The 17,025-nt window shown below is 68.6% G+C and carries 15 protein-coding genes; 9 read left to right on the top strand and 6 right to left on the bottom strand.

Going from position 1 to position 17,025, the window contains the following annotated elements; all coding sequences use genetic code 11:
• Window positions 1-121: 121 nt before the first annotated feature.
• Complete coding sequence (gene ctaD, locus ACYQ5L_RS04255; protein ID WP_459955631.1) at window positions 122-1,858, bottom strand: aa3-type cytochrome oxidase subunit I; 1,737 nt, start codon at window positions 1,856-1,858, stop codon at window positions 122-124.
• 203 nt (window positions 1,859-2,061) lie between these two features.
• Between ctaD and ACYQ5L_RS04250 the strand changes: the two genes are divergently transcribed.
• Window positions 2,062-2,457, top strand: coding sequence for a hypothetical protein (locus tag ACYQ5L_RS04250; protein ID WP_459955630.1), 396 nt, complete (start codon window positions 2,062-2,064; stop codon window positions 2,455-2,457).
• 13 nt (window positions 2,458-2,470) lie between these two features.
• Here the strand turns inward: ACYQ5L_RS04250 and ACYQ5L_RS04245 are convergent, their stop codons facing one another.
• Window positions 2,471-3,322: an LLM class flavin-dependent oxidoreductase gene (locus tag ACYQ5L_RS04245; RefSeq protein ID WP_459955629.1), complete on the bottom strand. Its 852-nt coding sequence runs from the start codon at window positions 3,320-3,322 to the stop codon at window positions 2,471-2,473.
• 169 nt (window positions 3,323-3,491) lie between these two features.
• Between ACYQ5L_RS04245 and ACYQ5L_RS04240 the strand changes: the two genes are divergently transcribed.
• The 4 genes from ACYQ5L_RS04240 (at window position 3,492) to ACYQ5L_RS04225 (ending at window position 7,692) form a co-directional block, all read left to right on the top strand.
• Window positions 3,492-4,247, top strand: coding sequence for a HalD/BesD family halogenase (locus ACYQ5L_RS04240; protein WP_459955627.1), 756 nt, complete (start codon window positions 3,492-3,494; stop codon window positions 4,245-4,247).
• 112 nt (window positions 4,248-4,359) lie between these two features.
• Window positions 4,360-5,712, top strand: coding sequence for a WS/DGAT/MGAT family O-acyltransferase (locus ACYQ5L_RS04235; RefSeq protein WP_459955625.1), 1,353 nt, complete (start codon window positions 4,360-4,362; stop codon window positions 5,710-5,712).
• A gap of 16 nt (window positions 5,713-5,728) precedes the next feature.
• Entirely contained in the window at window positions 5,729-6,511 is a 783-nt protein-coding gene (locus ACYQ5L_RS04230; protein WP_459955624.1) for an RluA family pseudouridine synthase, read from the top strand.
• 401 nt (window positions 6,512-6,912) lie between these two features.
• A complete protein-coding gene (locus ACYQ5L_RS04225; protein ID WP_459955623.1) occupies window positions 6,913-7,692 on the top strand; it encodes a metallophosphoesterase in 780 nt (259 codons plus the stop codon).
• On the opposite strand, the gene ACYQ5L_RS04220 is transcribed toward ACYQ5L_RS04225, so the two are convergent.
• Window positions 7,673-8,740, bottom strand: coding sequence for an AraC family transcriptional regulator (locus ACYQ5L_RS04220; protein ID WP_459955622.1), 1,068 nt, complete (start codon window positions 8,738-8,740; stop codon window positions 7,673-7,675). The genes ACYQ5L_RS04225 and ACYQ5L_RS04220 overlap by 20 nt on opposite strands.
• A 93-nt stretch (window positions 8,741-8,833) precedes the next feature.
• Here ACYQ5L_RS04220 and ACYQ5L_RS04215 point away from each other — a divergent pair, with 93 nt between their 5' ends.
• The 3 genes from ACYQ5L_RS04215 to ACYQ5L_RS04205 all read left to right on the top strand — a co-directional run bounded on the left by ACYQ5L_RS04215 (window position 8,834) and on the right by ACYQ5L_RS04205 (window position 12,296).
• Window positions 8,834-10,288, top strand: a complete 1,455-nt coding sequence (locus ACYQ5L_RS04215; protein WP_459955620.1) for a flavin-containing monooxygenase — start codon at window positions 8,834-8,836, stop codon at window positions 10,286-10,288.
• Window positions 10,289-10,327: 39 nt separating this feature from the next.
• Entirely contained in the window at window positions 10,328-10,720 is a 393-nt protein-coding gene (locus ACYQ5L_RS04210) for a DUF4377 domain-containing protein (protein WP_459955618.1), read from the top strand.
• A 379-nt stretch (window positions 10,721-11,099) separates the two neighbouring features.
• Window positions 11,100-12,296 carry a lipase family protein gene (locus tag ACYQ5L_RS04205; protein WP_459955617.1) on the top strand — a complete coding sequence of 399 codons (1,197 nt, stop codon included), beginning with the start codon at window positions 11,100-11,102 and terminating at the stop codon, window positions 12,294-12,296.
• 56 nt (window positions 12,297-12,352) lie between these two features.
• Here ACYQ5L_RS04205 and ACYQ5L_RS04200 read toward each other — a convergent pair whose 3' ends face one another.
• The 3 genes from ACYQ5L_RS04200 to ACYQ5L_RS04190 all read right to left on the bottom strand — a co-directional run bounded on the left by ACYQ5L_RS04200 (window position 12,353) and on the right by ACYQ5L_RS04190 (window position 16,025).
• Window positions 12,353-12,997 carry a DUF8020 domain-containing protein gene (locus ACYQ5L_RS04200; protein WP_459955615.1) on the bottom strand — a complete coding sequence of 215 codons (645 nt, stop codon included), beginning with the start codon at window positions 12,995-12,997 and terminating at the stop codon, window positions 12,353-12,355.
• A gap of 149 nt (window positions 12,998-13,146) precedes the next feature.
• Window positions 13,147-13,911 (bottom strand): energy-coupling factor transporter transmembrane component T family protein, encoded by a 765-nt coding sequence (locus ACYQ5L_RS04195; protein WP_459955613.1) that lies wholly within the window; start codon window positions 13,909-13,911, stop codon window positions 13,147-13,149.
• Window positions 13,908-16,025 (bottom strand): ABC transporter ATP-binding protein, encoded by a 2,118-nt coding sequence (locus tag ACYQ5L_RS04190; protein ID WP_459955611.1) that lies wholly within the window; start codon window positions 16,023-16,025, stop codon window positions 13,908-13,910. Before ACYQ5L_RS04190 ends, ACYQ5L_RS04195 begins: the two co-directional genes overlap by 4 nt.
• An 80-nt stretch (window positions 16,026-16,105) precedes the next feature.
• On the opposite strand from ACYQ5L_RS04190, the gene ACYQ5L_RS04185 reads away from it, so the two are divergent.
• A complete protein-coding gene (locus tag ACYQ5L_RS04185; RefSeq protein ID WP_459955610.1) occupies window positions 16,106-17,020 on the top strand; it encodes a cation diffusion facilitator family transporter in 915 nt (304 codons plus the stop codon).
• The last annotated feature ends 5 nt before the right edge of the window (window positions 17,021-17,025 follow it).

Below are 17,025 nucleotides of genomic sequence, written 5' to 3'. Positions count from 1 at the left end.
AATACGCCGGACAGTACCGCACCGTTGCTGAAAGTCTGCTGGGGCACAGCGATATCCAAGTGAAAATGCGAAAACCGGCGACTGTCAGGGTGACAGTCGCCGGTTTCTCGCGAGCCGAATACTAGCTGGAGACCGTTTCCGGCTCCGCTACCTGATGGGATTTGGAACCCCAGCCGACATGCGCCTCGGCGCGCATGCGCTCGACCATGTGCGGGTAATGCAATTCGAATGCCGGTCGCTCGGAACGGATCTGGGGCAGTTCGTAGAAGTTGTGCCGCGGCGGCGGGCAGGAGGTCGCCCACTCCAGCGAATTGCCGTAGCCCCACGGATCGTCCACCGTCACCACTTCGCCGTAGCGGTAGGACTTGAAGACGTTCCACACGAACGGCAGCATCGACGCGCCCAGAATGAAGGCGCCGATGGTGGAAATGGTGTTCAGCACGGTGAATCCGTCCATTTCCAGGTAGTCCGCGTACCGGCGCGGCATGCCCTCGTTACCCAACCAGTGCTGCACCAGGAACGTGGTGTGGAAGCCCACGAAGGTGGCCCAGAAATGCCATTTCGCGAGCCGCTCGTCGACCATGCGGCCGGTCATCTTGGGGAACCAGAAGTAGATGCCCGCGAAGGTGGCGAACACGATGGTGCCGAAGAGCACGTAGTGGAAGTGCGCGACCACGAAATAGCTGTCGGACACATGGAAATCCAGCGGCGGGCTGGCCAGGATGACGCCGGACAGGCCGCCGAACAGGAAGGTGACCAGGAAGCCCACCGACCACAGCATGGGTGATTCGAAGGTCAGCTGGCCGCGCCACATGGTGCCGATCCAGTTGAAGAACTTCACGCCCGTGGGCACGGCGATGAGGAAGGTCATGAACGAGAAGAACGGCAGCAGCACCGCGCCGGTGGCGTACATGTGGTGCGCCCACACCGCGATGGACAGCGCCGCGATGCCGAGCGTCGCGTAGACCAGGGTGGTGTAACCGAAGATCGGCTTGCGGCTGAAGACCGGGTAGATCTCCGAGACGATGCCGAAGAACGGCAGCGCGATGATGTACACCTCGGGATGCCCGAAGTACCAGAACAAATGCTGGTAGAGCAGGGTGCCGCCATTGGCCGGATCGTAGATGTGCCCGCCCAGGTGCCGGTCGTAGGCGATGGCGAACAGCGCCGCGGTCAGGATGGGGAAGGCCAGCAGCACCAGCACCGAGGTCACCATGATGTTCCAGGTGAAAATGGGCATGCGGAACAGCGTCATGCCCGGGCAGCGCAGGCAGACCACGGTGGTGATCATGTTGACGCCGCCGAGGATGGTCCCCAGGCCGGACACGGCCAGGCCCAGGATCCACAGGTCGGCGCCCACGCCCGGCGCGTGCACCATATCGGTGAGCGGGCTGTAGGCGGTCCAGCCGAAGTCGGCCGCGCCGCCGGGGGTGACGAAACCCGCGGTGGCCATGGTGCCGCCGAACAGGTACAGCCAGTAGCTGAACGCGTTCAATCGCGGGAACGCCACGTCGGGCGCGCCGATCTGCAGCGGCAGCACGATGTTCGCGAAGCCGAACACAATGGCCGTCGCGTAGAACAGCAGCATGATGGTGCCGTGCATGGTGAACAGCTGATTGAACTGTTCCGTGGACAGGAACTGCATGCCCGGCCGGGCCAGCTCGGCGCGCATGAGCAACGCCATCAGGCCGCCGATCATGAAGAACGAGATCGCGGTGGTCAGGTACATGACGCCGAGGACCTTGGGGTCGGTCGTCGTCACGCATTTGTAGATGAACGATCCCTTGGGGCCCAGCCGCGGTGGATAGGGCCGAGTCGGCTCCAATCCCGATTGCGGCTTGGGAGCTACGGCAGTCACCACATCCTCCTCGAGATCCGTCCGCAGCTTGGACTATCGGCTCCGGAACCCACGATGAACGGCGCTCAGCGTACTCACAGCAATTCGATTCTGGCAGAGAACACTCCGACCGAACAGTCAGGACACCCTTTTCGGCACACCACCGGGACGACTCGCCCCCCGGGATCACGAAATCCTCATATCCCGCGCGGCACCATCGACGCATGAGTCGATCGCTGCGCACCCGGGTCGGCACCGCTGTCGTGATCGGCACGCTCGGCGCCCTGCTGGCCACCGGCGCGGCCCTGGCCCAACAGGAACCGCGGGCGGTCATCCACGGCCGGGCCACGCTCACCGCGTCGGTCACCGGCGAGAAGCCCGGTAACCGCTGCCAGCTGGCCGGTAAGACCGTCAGCGGGCCCTGGGCGACCGTCGCGGCGGACGGCAGTGCGAAACTCACCCTCGCCGCGGCCGGGGGCCGGGATATTCGCGTGCTCTGCGAGGATCCGGCCCAGGGCGACAGTTCGGTGCACATCGTGCGCTCCGAGCGGGTCCATCATTCCGGCGCGCCCGCGCCCATCCGGAAGATCCTCGACAGCCCCTTACTGGGACACCGATAAGCCCCCTTGCCGGTCAGGCGACGCGGGCGGCGGCGACGGCGGCGCGCACGGCGGGTGCGGTCTCGGCCGCGAAACGCTGCGTCTCCCATTCGTCGTCGGGGGCGACCTGGAGCAGGAACTCGCTGATGCCGTGGGCCAGCGCGATCTCGGTGAGCTGGGCCTGGGGCATGGCCGGTTCGATCACATAGGCGCGGCGGATGAGGGCGGGGACGCGACCGGCCGCGCGGGCGCCGGCGTCGATGGCGGCCATCCGGGCGGCGAGGGAATCCGGTGGCGCGTAGGCGAATCCACCGAGCCAGCCGTCGGCCAGCTCGCCGGTCACGGCCAGGGCGCGCGGGCCGTAGACGCCGAGCCAGATGCCGATCGGATGGGGCGGGCGCGGGCCCGGTTTGGCGCCGCGCAGGGCATAGACCTCACCGTCCAGATAGGCGCGTTCCTCCGTGTTCCACAGGGCGCGGATGACGGCGATCGCCTCGCGCAGCGCCCGCAGCGCCTCCCCCGGCGTGCGGCGCTGTCCGCCCATGGCGTCGATGGCATCCCAGAACGCGCCCGCACCCAGGCCGAGTTCCACCCGGCCGCCGCTGAGCAGATCCAGGCCGGCGGCGGCACGGGAGAGCACGGCGGGCGGGCGCAACGGCAGATTCGCCACCGCGGGCATGAGGGTGAGATTGCGGGTGACGCCCGCCAGATAGGACAGCAGGGTCCAGGTGTCGAGGAAGGCGGGCTGGTACGGGTGGTCCTGGACGGCGAGGACCTCCAGGCCCTGCTCGTCGGCCAGGCGCACCAGCCGCAGCAGCTCCCGGCCCCGCGCCGCCTCGGGCGGAACGAAGATCCCGAACCTCAGCTCATGTCCGTAATCGCCCATAGCGAATCTCAAGCTACTCCCGCCGCGAGCGAGCGCGGCGGCAAGGCCCGCACTCGGCGCGTCCTGTCGACGGTGGTCGACAGCCAGATCACGGCGCCCGGCCCCGATCGTGATCAAGACTAAATACAAATCCAAGGTCGTTGCCCGGCAACGGATTACAATCGAGGAGGTGCAGCAACACAGCACGCTCGAGAACGCCCGCCGGCATTTGCACCGCATCGACCCGGAGGCCCTGCTCCACGCCCGGGATCGATTGACCGAGACGGGGATGGCCCGGCTCGGCTTCCTGCTGCCGCACCAGGTCAAACGCAGCCTGGCCGCCGAGGCGCTGACCCTGGTGGACCGGCATCGGGAATTGGGCGCCAGGCTCCCCGGAAACGAACCCGCGCGGCACGGAATCGATATCGGGCAGCGGGAAGTCGACGCGCACGGGCAGTGCATTCCGCAGCTGTACGACTGTGAATCCTTGCGCCACAGGCTATCCGTCGTGGCGGCCGAGGACGTGCTGCCGCGACCGGGGGAACGCCGGTACGCCATCACCCGTCTGCACCACGATGATCGGCCCAACGAATGGCATTGGGGCGAATACTCTTTCATGCTCGCGCTGGTGGTGGAATGCCCGCCGCTGGAGGAGGGCGGCTTCGTGCAGACCGTGGCGCACACCCGCCGCGACTGGGACCACTCCGATATCTATCGCACCCTGATCCGGAATCCGATCCGCTCCTGGGAACTACATCCCGGTGATCTCTACCTGATTCGCGCCGATACCACCCTGCACCGCGTGCACCCGTTCAGCCACGGGCGGCGCACCATCGTGAGCATGTCCTTCGCCTCGCGGGCGGATCTGCGCCGCGAGCAATCCCGCGGCAGCCACGCCGGAGGTTTGCGGCCCGGAGTTCGGGTTATGACGAATCAAGCACAGTGATAACCTGATTCATCGTTAACACACGGGGGCAGTGTCGCCATACCGTTCTCTTCCGGACAGCCCCGTTTCACTGTGACGATCCGCGCGCTGCCGCACCGGTTAGGCGAAACCGATGGACCTTCTCAATCCGCTCGACGCGATCTTCCTGGCCTTCGAATCCCGCGAACACCCCATGCACGTGGGCGGGCTGCAGCTGTTCGAACCACCCGCCGACGCGGGCCCCGAATTCGCGCGCGACCGCTTCGAGGAGATGACCGCCGCGGGCGAGGTGCGCGCCCGCTTCCGCAGGCACCCCAGCCGCATGCTCGGCGGCTTCTCCAGCCTGTCCTGGTCGCGTGCCGAATCCGTGGATCTGCGCTACCACCTGCGGCGCTGTGCGCTGCCCGCGCCCGGCGCCATGGCCGATCTGCTGGATCTGACCGAGCGCCTGCACGGCACACTGCTGGACCGGCACCGGCCGCTGTGGGAGGCGCGCCTCATCGAGGGCCTCGACGACGGGCGCTTCGCGGTCTACATCAAGATGCACCACGCGCTCATCGACGGCGTCTCCGCCATGCGGCTCATGCAGCGCACCTTCACCGACGATCCGTTCGACACCCGCGTCCGGGTGCCGTGGGGCGCCGCGCCGGTCCCGCGCGACGGCGAACCGCAGAGCTCCTGGCAGCAGCTGCGAAAAGCACTGCCGCGCATGATGCGCAGCGCCGGATCGATTGCCGCGCCCTTGCGCGGGGCCGTGGACGGCCGGCTCACCATGCCCATGACCGCGCCCAAGACCATGCTCAACACCTCCATCGGCGGGGCGCGGCGAATCGCGGTGCGGTCCTGGCCGATCGAGCGCATCAATACGATCCGGTACGCCACCGGGGCGACCGTCAACGATGTGGTGCTGGCCATGAGCGCGGCGGCGCTGCGCTCATATCTGCTGGAACACCGGGCGCTGCCGGAGGATCCGCTGATCGCCATGGTGCCGGTGAATATTCGCAGCATTGCCGAGGCCGATACCGCCGAGGGCAATCTGGTCGCCGCCTGCCTGGCGAATCTGGCCACCCACCTGGACGATCCGCTGGCGCGGCTGCGCTCCATCAGCACCTCCATGCGCGAGACCAAGCAGGTCTTCACCCAGTTGCCGAAGTTGGAGGCCATGGCGCTGTCGGCGCTGCTCATGACGCCGCTCGGGGTATCGCTGCTGCCCGGATTCGAGGCCCTGCCGCGCATGCCGTTCAACCTGGTGATCTCGAATGTGCCCGGGCCGCGCAAGCCGGTGTACATGCAGGGGGCGCGGCTGGACGCCAACTATCCGCTGTCGATTCCGTTCGAATCGCAGGCCATGAACATCACGGTCACCACCAATGGCGACAATCTCGACTTCGGGCTCGTCGGCTGCCGCAGAACGGTGCCGGACCTGGGCCGTTTCCCGGATCTGCTGGAGGCGGGCCTGACCGAGTTGGAGCACGCCATCGCCTGATCTCTACCCTGGGCGGGTGCATACGCGTTGGCCCGAACTGCGGAAACAGTGCCTGCTCGCCGAGGACGAGGCGGTGCTGGCGCTGAACAAGCCCGCGGGCATCTCGGTCACCGGCGAGCGCCACGACACCGACATCGTGGAGCTCGCCGCGGCGGCCGGTGAGACCCTCTACCCGGTACACCGCATCGACAAGGTGACCTCCGGTCTGGTGCTGCTGGCCAAGGAACTCCCCGCACACGGCCAGCTCACCCGGCAGTTCAACAAGCGCACGGCCGAGAAGGCGTACCTGGCCGTCACCGAATCCACCGGGCTGCCCGATCGCGGCGTCATCGACCTGCCCCTCGGCGTGGGCCGCAAGAACCGCGTCCGCATCGCCGCCCCGCGCGAGGCCATCCGGCGCGACGGCGACACCTGGCGCGTGGACGACCAGGACCTGCTGGCAGGCAAGAACTATCCGTCCATCACCGAATTCACCACCCTCGCCCGCACCCCCGCCCACACCGTGCTGGCCCTGCGCCCGATCACCGGCCGCCGCCACCAGATTCGCGTCCACCTCGCCTGGATCGGCCACCCCATCGCCGGCGACCCCCTCTTCGACAAATCCGGGACCCACCCCCGCACCCACCTCCACTCCTGGCGCCTACACCTGGACGCCCCCTGGCGCGATCCGGCGACCCTGAACCTGGAAGCCGAACCGGGCGCGGACTTCTGGAACGTGGGCGGCGAAATCCTCTCGAGCGACTGCATTCGCGGGTTCGGGGCCGACGCCGAAAGCCCCCGGAGCAGCCGCCACGCCTGAACGTCTCGAGGTCCGGGGAGGCCCGGTGAGCGTGCAGGGCGAGGCCCCAGAGGCCCCGGGGTGAGCGCCGCGCGCCCAGCACGGTTGGGTTCGGGGCCGGAATCCCACGGAGTCCCAGGGTGAGCGCCGCGCGCCCAGCACGGTTGGGTTCGGGGCCGGAATCCCACGGAGTCCCGGGGTGAGCGCCGCGCGCCTGACGCGGTTGGGGGTTCGGGGGCGAAGCCCCTGAGGGCCCCGGGAGTGGGCCACCCCACTCCCGGGCCGCTTCGATGTGAAATCGCTATATTCGGTGGCGAGTCTCACCGAGACCGCATAGCGGCAGGTCATCTAGCCTCGAAAGGGTGGCCGCCCGCGGCCCGCTCGGGCGCAATGGCGCTGCCCTTCACAGAAAGCGAACGCCGATGGTTCTGCTGGCACAGCTCAGTGACACCCATTTCAACATGAGCGATCGGAATCTCGAACGCACGGAACGTGTCATGGCCTTTCTGGCCGAGCTGCCGCAGCGACCGGACGTCATCCTGGTCACCGGCGATATCGGCGACGAAGGGGATATCGAGGAATACCAGCAGGCCCGGGTGGCCCTGAAGGCCGATGTCCCGGTCGTCATCCTCCCCGGCAACCACGATGATCGCGGCAATATGCGCACCGTGCTGTTCGGCGAATCGTCTTCCTACGCACCGATCAACCAATCGTTCAGCGTCGACGGCGTCACCCTCGCCCTGCTCGATTCCAGCATTCCCCAGCAGTCCGCGGGCGAGCTCGCCGAGGAGACCTACGACTTCCTCACCACCCTGCTGGCGAACACCCCGGCCGACGATGTCGTCCTGATCGCCATGCACCATCCGCCGGTGCCGGTGCACTCCACGGTCGTGGACCCCATCCGCCTCACCAATCCGGAACGCCTGGCCGAGATCGTCGCCGCCGACGACCGCATTCTCGCCGTGCTCACCGGCCATGTGCATCTCGGCCTGACCACCACCTTCGCCGGCAAGCCGCTCATCGTGGCCCCCAGCGTCGCCTCGACCATCGGCGGCGAATGGGAGACGGCCCGCCCCGGGCACGTCCCCATCGATTTCGCCCCGGACCCGGTGCTGGTCTTCCACTCCATTCAGGACGGCCGGCTGCTGTCCACCTTCCGACCCGTCGCCATGGGCGGCTGGCTCAGCGAACCGGCGGAGTGAGCGCCCCGCGCCGATACGCCGAGGGCGTGGTCCCCGTCCAGCGCTTGAACGCGTGAATGAAGGTGGACGCCTCCGCGTATCCCAGCCGGATGGCCACGTCGCTCACCGAAAGCGGTGTGGCCGTGAGCATTTCCTCCGCCAGCGCGCGGCGCACCTCGTCCAGCAGCTGCCGGTAGCTGGTGCCCGCGGCATCGAGGTGCCGGCGCAGCGTGCGGGTGCTCATATTGAGATCCCGCGCCACCAGGTCGATTCCCGGCGGCGCGGCGAATCCGTCCACCCCGCCGCGCGGCACCAATCGCTCGCGCACATCCGCGGCGATACCGGTGCGCGCCCGCCGTCGTGACACCAATTCCCGGCACTGCGCCAGGCATATGGCCCAGGTGTGCTCATTGGCCTGCGGCAGCGGCTGTTCCAGCATCGCGGGATCGAGGCTGAACAGATTGTGCGGCTGATCGAATTGCGGTTGCAGCCCGAAGATCTCGTCGTAGAGCCGCCGGTCCGGCGGCGGCGGGAAGTCGAATTCGGCCCGCACCAGCTCCACCTGATGCCCGAGCAGATCGCACAGCATCTGATGCATGGCGGTCACGTCCCGCTCCACCAGGAATCGCCGCACATCCGCCGGAATGCGCTCGTCGTGAATCCGCGCCACGAACTCGCCGGGCCGCCAGCGCGCCACCGGAATGCAGAAGGTGAAGCTCAATTCCAGATACCGCAGCGCGAAGGCAATGGCCTCGCCCAGCGTCGGGCTGCTCACGCAGGCGAATCCGAAGATCCCGAAGGTGGTGATCCGATACCGCCGCCCCACCTCCAGCCCCAGATTGGGCCGCTCCCCCAGCTCCCGGACCAGGTTCCGGATCACCGCCAGCTCGGTGTGCGCATCGATCTGCGCATCCGGATCGGCGAGGGTCTTCTCGCCGACCCCCGAGCCCGCCAGCATGCGCTGCACCGGCACCCCGTGCTCGCGCCCGAACCCCACCATGAGCACGACACTCGCGACTCCCCGTGGGAAGTCCCAGTCCCGCACCCCCGCCTCCTGCACCGTGCTCATTCCCAGATTATGGCCGAAATTCTCGATCAGGACCCCCACGAACCGCGACCCGGCCTCCTACAGTGGAAAGGTCTCCGATGCGAGGGGTGCCACATGCCGTCGATCATCATCATCGGTGCCGGGTTCGGTGGGCTCGGCATGGCGATCGAGTTGCAGCGCAATGGTTTCCGCGAGTTCACCATACTGGAGCGAGCCGCTGACCTGGGCGGAGTCTGGCGAGAGAACACCTATCCGGGCGCCGCCTGCGATGTGCCCTCGCCGCTGTACTCCTTCTCGAAGGAGCCCAAACCCAAGTGGCGGCAACGGTATTCGGCGCGCGAGGACATCTGGGCGTACATGCGCGGGGTGGCCGAGCGGCATCGGCTGGGCGAGCACATCGTGTTCGGCGCGGACGTCACCGAGGCGGAGTACGACGAGACCACCGGCCGGTGGACCGTGCACACCACCGACGGGGTGGCCCGCACCGCCGATGTCCTCATCTCCGCGGTGGGGCAACTGTCCCGGCCGGCCATGCCCGCCATCCCCGGTATCGGCACCTTCGCCGGGCGGTCCTTTCACTCCGCGCGGTGGAAGCACGACATCGATCTGACCGGACAGCGCGTGGCCTGCATCGGCACCGGGGCCAGCGCCATACAGTACGTGCCCGAGATCCAGCCGAAGGTCGCCCACCTGACGCTGTTCCAGCGCACCGCCGCCTGGGTGCTGCCGAAGTTCGACACCGACTACAAGCCCGTCCATCAGCGCGTGCTGCTGCATGTCCCGGGTCTGCCCGTGGCCGAACGCTTCTCCTGGTGGGCCATCGGCGAATTCGTGGCGCTGGGCCTGGTGGAGTTTCCGGGCATCGTCCGGCTGGTGTCCGGCATTGCCGAGCGGCATCTCGAGGAACAGGTCGCCGATCCGGAACTGCGCGCCAAACTGACCCCGGACTACCCCATCGGCTGCAAGCGCGGCTTGTTCTCCAACGATTACTATCCGGCCCTCACCCAGCCGAACGTGGCGGTCGAGACCACGCCCATCACCGAGATCGTCCCCGAGGGCGTCCGCACCGAGGACGGCGCCCTGCACCGCGCCGACGTGATCATCTACGGCACCGGCTTCAAGGGCACGGAATTCCTGTGGCCCATGAAGATCCGCGGCCGCGCCGGCGTGCACCTCGCCGACGTCTGGGACGACGGCGCGCACGCCTACCTCGGCCTCACCGTGCCCGGCTTCCCCAATATGTTCATGATCTACGGCCCCAACACCAATCTGGGCGTCGGCTCCATCATCTACATGATCGAATCCCAGGCCCACTACATCCGCCACGCCCTCCAGCTCCTGGCCGAACGCCCCGGACAGGTCATGGAGGTCCGCGCCGACGCGGAACGCGACTTCAACACCGCCCTCCAGCAGCGTCTGGCCAAGACCCCCTGGAACTTCTGCACCAGTTGGTACCGCACCCCGTCCGGCCGCATCACCAACAACTGGCCCGGCACCACCCGCAGCTACCGCCGCCTCACCCGCAAGGTGGACCTCGCCGACTACCGACTCACCCACGTGGCCCGCTGATCCCCCGGCGCCCGGATACCCGTGTGGCATATTCACGCCATGCGAACTCGCCTCCGCCTGGCCGTTCCCCTCATGCTGCTGGCCCTCCTCCCGGTGAGCGCCTGCTCCTCCGACGGCTCCACCGAGCCGTCCACGACCTCGGCGGCCGCGTCGAGCACCCCGATGGTCCCAGGCGCCCGGCAGTTCGAAATCTATGTAGCCCCCGAGGAAGTCCCCTGCACCGGCATGGCTCCCCAGTCCTGCCTCCAGGTCCGCCGCGCCCCCGACTCCCCGTGGGAACTCCACTACTTCGACATCGAAGGCTTCGACTACCGGCCCGGCTACACCTACCACCTACTCGTGGAGGAACGCCCCTGGCTGAACCCTCCGGCAGACGCCCCCTCCCACACCTGGCACCTGATCAAGGTGATCTCGAAAGAACCGGCGTCCTAGCTGCTGGACAGTTGATCACCGGGAAACTGTGGCGGCATCGGCCGAGAGCACCCCGCCACCAGTTCCCGGTCGGTGGTGTTTCAGATCTCTGTGGCCGGTTTTCCATATTTCATTGGGACCGGGCGGTTTTCGCCCGCAATGCCGTGGCTATGACGCGCGCACGCCGTTGACCTGGCGGTATGCCGGGCAGTAGGTTTGGTGGTCCGATGCGCCGGAGATCGAGGTCGGCGCGAGATGCGAGTCCGTAGTGCTGGAGCGTCGGGGAGTCGACGCTGGAGGCGTTATGCGGCGGGATGGCGCATGGTTCGGGGGATTCGCGCGGGATTTTGCGGGGCGTTCGCCGCGAGACCGGCCACATCGGATTCGATCCTGGTGGCGGATGGGGCTGGTCGCGGCCGTGGCGCTGATCGCGGCCGCCGTGGTGGTGCCGCAGACCCGGGCGCAGATTCCGTATCCGGACGATGATCCGTTCTATGCGGCGCCGGCGGGATTGGCGGACTTCGCGAATGGGGACGTGCTGAACTCGCGGCCTATCTCGGTGCTCGGGCTGCCGCTGCCCGTGGCGGGGTGGCAGGTGCAGTACCGGTCGACGGATTCGACCGGGGCGGCGGTCGCGGATATGGCGACCGTGCTCGCGCCGCTGCTGCCGTGGTTCGGGCCCGGCGGGCGGCCGCTGCTGTCGTATCAGGTGGCCGAGGACAGTCTCGGGACGCGGTGCGCACCGTCGTATGCGCTTCGGGGCGGCCGGGATTGGTCGATCGTCAACACCGCGCTGGATGTGCCCTTCCTCGCCGAGCTGCTGCGGCGGGGATGGGCGGTGGTGGTGTCCGATTACGAGGGGCCGCAGTCGCGGTTCTTCGACGGCGTGAATTCCGGACGCGGGGTGCTCGACGGGGTGCGGGCGGCGAAATCGTTCCCGCCGCTGGGGATCACCGAGGCCAGCCCGATCGGGGCGTGGGGTTATTCGGGTGGCGCGTTCGCCACGCTGTGGGCCATGGAGCAGCGGGCCGGTTATGCGCCGGAGCTGTGGTTCGCGGGCGTGGCGGCCGGTGGCGTGCCCGCCGATATCGCCGCCATCGCCAGGCAGATCGATGGGGAGACCCAGGCCGGTCTCGCGGTCCTGATCCTGGTGGCTTTGGCGCGCAACGATCCCGGATCCGGATTGATCGACGCGCTGAATCAGCGCGGCCGGGATCTGCTGGTGCAGGAGGCGCAGGCGTGCGGCGCCGATTTGGTGGTGCGGCATCTGAACCGGCACGTGGACGAATACGGCGCCGAGCCGAACCTGTTGTGGCATCCGTCCTTCCAGGCCGCGACGCAGAAACAGGAGCTGGGTGAGATCGCCCCCGATATCCCGCTGTACATGTATCACAGCGTCGGCGACGACATCATTCCCGTGGCGGGCTACACGGCCCTGGTGGAGCGCTACTGCGCCCTGGGCGCGAATCTCACCGCGGTGCACTCCGCGATCCCGGGCCACAATCCGGCCGCGGTGGTGGAATCGGTTGGCGCCCTGAACTATCTGTCCGATCGCTTCGCCGGTGTCCCGGTCGCGGACGGTTGCGCGGTGCGCTGAAGCTGAAGCCCGGCGGGGCGCGGAACGCGTGCGCCCCTACCGGATTTCGGCTGCTGCTAGTTGGCCCACTTGGTGGTGCCCGGCGCGGCGGTGAGCGTGTTGATCAGGTCCACGCCGGCGATGATCAGCGTCGGGCCGCCGACCACCAGGGTGCCGATGATCGCGCCGATGCCCGCCGCGACCGGCACGGTGGCCAGGCCGAAGGCGCCGCCGGCGAAGCCGATCAGGCCGACCACCGCGCCGATGGCGAGGCCGATGAAGCTGCCGACCGCGGTGGCGATGCCGAACTGGCTGCTGAAGGCCTGCATGGCCTTCTGGTTCTCCTCGGTGGAGGCGATGGGCTGCACCGGCACCGGGCGGGCCGAGGCGACATCCTTGACGGCGGTCAGCTCGAGGGTGCGGGCGTCGCCGGAGATATTGTGCGGCAGGGCGTATTCGAGGCCGTCCTGCGCGAACGACAGGGGCAGGCTCACCACGGTGTTGCCCGCGATGTCCTTGACATTCACCGAGCTGCCGGCGACTTCGAAGGATCCGTCGGTCAGGGTGGTGACGACGGTGTTGCCGACCAGTTTGGTCTCGTACCCCACATTCGGGGTGGCCGGATCAGCTTGTGCGACCCCCGCGCTCGCAATGGCGAGTGCGGTCACTACGGGTGCGGCGACAGCGGTGATCTTGCGCAGCATGGAACTTCCAATCTTCATCAGGTTTCGAAGGCAACACGCGGCTCATCGATAAGATTCCTCCCCTCGAAGAGTGCTGCCGAGCCCGTGTTGCGGCGTATTGCGCTCTACAAGCGATCACCGTAACGCGTTACACCGACACCTCGGATCATTTTTGACTCGAGTGTCATTCAAAATGCCAGGTCGACAGCTATGCAGATCGCGCATACGAGCCCGACGATCGATAGCGCGATGACATCACCGCGCCCCGGCCGGCTGGGCCGCGCGGTCAATTCTCCGGTCCCGCCGCGGGTGGTGATGGCCTCGCCGAGTTCACCTGCGCGACGGCTGGATACGGCCATGCTCGCGGTGAGAATGTCGACCAGCGGATTCTCCGACGCCCGATGCAGCAGCGAATCCTTGGGCCGGAGCTTGCGGGCCGCTCGCAGGATTCGCAATTCCTCCAGCAGCAACGGCAGGCCGCGCAGCGTCAGCGCCACCACCACCGCCCACTCGTCGACCGGAATCCGGTGCCGGACGCCCTTGCGCGTCCAGCCGATGCGCCGCAGCGGCGCACCGAGTTTCGCCAGCGCGGGCGCGATCTCACCCATGGGCGTGGTCCACGCGATGAGGAAGGACGCGCCCAGCAGGATGAGGCCGAAGACCACGACATTGGCGTAGCGCAGCACCGCGGCCCCGCCCACCGGCAGATTGATGAGCGCGCCGATGACGATGCCCAGCCAGAACCACCACGGGAACCGCGGCAGCGTGCCCAGCGGCAGCCGCGCCGTCAGCCACACCGCCACCAGGAACGCGGTGCTCAGGCCGAGCACCGGCCAGGACGGCATGAACATCAGCAGCGCGCTGATGGCGAAGGCCGCGATCATCTTGGTACCGGCCCAGAGCCGATGCACCGGGCTGTCGACGGGGACCTCGCGGAGAATGACGCTGCTCATCGGAAGCCTCCGGTGAAATCGGGGACGCGCGGCCCCGCGGGATGCGATGGCGCCGCGGGATGTGCGGGCGCATCGGGATGCGGCGGCGCGGCGGTTTCGACAATGCGCCCGTCGCGCAGGTGCACGGTGCGGTCGCAGACCGCCGCCATATCCGCCACATCGTGCGAGATGACGATCAGGGTGAGACCGGAATCGCGCAGCCGGGCAAGCAGTTCCACCACCCCGGCGCGACCCTCCGGATCGAGCCCGGCCAGCGGCTCGTCGAGCACGACCACCTGCGGGCGCCCGGCCACGATGGCGGCCAGCACCACCCGTTTGGCCTGTCCGCCACTGAGCTCCTCGATGGAGCGGGTGGCCAGGGCGCGGTCCAGGCCGACCGCGTCCAGGGCCCGGGCGACGGCGGCGGTGCCGCGCCCGCCCCAGTCCTCGATCTCCTCGCCCACGCTCTGTCGCTGCAACTGCAGCCGGGAATGCTGAAAGGCCAGCTGCACCGCGCCGATTCGCTTGTGCACCGGCTTGGCGCCGGCGAATTCGCGCAGCACGCAGGCGCCGTCGGTCGGGATGGTCAGCCCGGCCATGATCCAGGCCAGCGTGGATTTGCCGGAGCCGTTGCCGCCCACGATGAGCAGGGCCTCGCCGCGCCGGACGCTGAGATCCACGCCGTGCAGCGCGGGCGCCTCCCACGGCGTGCCCCGGTTGTAGGTGTGCCGTACGCCGGTGAGTTCCAGCACGGGATCGCCCATGGGCCTGCGCCGCTGGTCGCGCACCGGCCGCGGCCAGGCGGGCAGATGCGCGACCGAGCGCCCGCCCATCAGGTGCACCACCCGGTCGGCGGCCGCGGCGTCGGCCTCGTGATGGGTCACCAGCACCACCGCCATCTCGTGCCGTTTGGGCAGATCGGCGAGCAGCGCGACGAGATCGCGGCGGCCCTCCGGATCGATCATGGAGGTCGCCTCGTCGGCCAGCAGCAGCGTGGGCTGCCGGGCCAGCGCGGCGGCGACGGCGAGGCGCTGCTGCTGCCCGCCGGACAGGGTCGCGGTCTCCCGGTCGCCCATGCCCGCCAGCCCGACCTCGGTCAGCAGCCCGTCGATATCGACCTCGGCGGCGATCTCGGCGGGCAGGCCCCACACCACGTCATCGGCCGCCAGCACGCCCAGGGTCTGGCTTTCGGGGCGCTGCAACACCATTGCGGTGCCGCCGCGCACGCCGAGCCCGGCCGATCCGGGCCGGGTCACGGCGCCGCCGGTGGGCGGGCGGCCCGCGAGAATCCTGGTGAGCGTGGACTTTCCGGACCCGTTGTGCCCGACCACCGCCACGAATTCGCCGACCCGCACGGTCAGGTCGATGCCGTGCAGGGCGTCCGCGCGAGCGCCGGGATAGCGGAACGACACCTCCCGCAGCGTGACCGGCAGCGGTGCGACCGGCCGGTCGTCGGCGGGCGCGTCGAGCAGATCGTCGCGCCCGGGCAGCCAGGCCAGCCGGTCCAGCACCGAGCCGAGCACGTACCAGGAGACCACGCCGCTCACGATCACCCCGGCGATGACGCCGCCGCCGATCCAGGCCCACCACCAGCGCAGGATGGCATCGGTCGCCTCGGCGGCCCAGCGTCCGAGCGGTTCCAGCGCGGCTTGGCGCGCCGCCAGATTTTCCAGGCCGCGCGCCGAGTTGCGGATAGTGTCGAACAGCAGTTGGCGTGAGCGGGAGAACAGCAGCAGCATTCCGACGGAGAAGCATGCCCCGACCAGTCCGGCGAGCGCGGACAGCCCGAGCACCGCGAGGAGACCGCCGTGCCGCCGCTTGACGATGCCGATGATCCCGCCGACCACGGCCACCCCGACCAGATTCACCGCCGGCACGATGCCGGCCGCCACGAAGGTCACCAGCGTCGCCGCGATGGTGGTGGTGGCGACCGCGCGCAGCCGGTGCCGGTGCGCGAGCAGTCCCATCGGCACCGCGGCCACCAGCTGGAGTGCGGCGGCGAACGGCACCAGCGCCCCCACTGTCACCAGTCCGACCGTCGCCCCGCCCAGCACGGCCCCGGTGGCGAGTTCGATGGGCCGCAGCGGGCCTCGGGTCAGGCGGGGTGGCCCGGCGGGCGGGGACGAAGCAGTCACGTCAACCAGTCTGCCGTGTCCACGCCGATGCACGGCCGGGTGCTTGCATTCATGCGCAACTGTGCATATGTTTGAGCCTTGTGGGACATGATCATTCGCACGGCGTAGCCCCGGAGAGCGCCTCGGGCAAATACCTCGGCCGCCTGGTGCTGGCGCTGGCCATAGCGCTGCTCTTCATGGCGGTCGAGTTCATCGTCGCCTTCGCGACCTCATCGCTGGCCCTGCTCTCCGACGCCACGCACATGCTGACCGATGTGGTCGGCATCTCCATGGCGCTGTCGGCGATCCTGCTGGCCAAGCGCACCCGCGCCACCTACACCCGCACCTTCGGGTACTACCGGGCCGAGGTGCTGGCCGCGCTGGCCAATGCGATCCTGCTCTTCGCGGTCGCCGCCTATGTCCTCTACGAGGCCATCACCCGCCTCGGCGAGCCGCCGGAGGTCCCCGGCCGGCCGGTCCTCATCGTCGGCGCCCTCGGCCTGGTCGCCAATATCGCCGCCTTCCTGCTGTTGCGCCAGGGCGCCCGGGAGAGCATCAATGTGCGCGGCGCCTATCTGGAGGTCTTCGCCGACCTCATCGGATCGGTCGGCGTATTGGTCTCCGCCGCAATCACTCTCACCACCGGATGGCGCTACGCCGACATGATCGTCGGCGTGGCCATCGGCTTCTGGGTGCTGCCCCGCGCCTTCCTGCTGGCGAAGCGGTCGCTGCGAATCCTGTTCCAGCACAGCCCCGAAGACCTCGATGTGGAGCAGATCGCCGCGGCCCTGCAGGCCGTCCCCGGCGTCTCAGACGTCCACGACCTCCACGTCTGGACTCTCACCTCCGGCATGGAAGTGGCCTCCGCCCATCTCGCGGTGGCCGCCGGGCACTCCGGCGACGACGTCCTGCGCGCCGCCCAGCAGATCCTGGCCGGCGACTTCCACATCGAACACGCCACCCTCCAGGTCGAAAGCGCCGATTCCGCCGCCCATTGCAAGGAATTGTCCTGGTAGTCCGG

This window comes from Nocardia sp. IFM 10818, from assembly GCF_054655275.1.
Note: the sequence above shows the minus strand (reverse complement) of the source record. Positions and strands in the feature narration are given on the sequence as shown.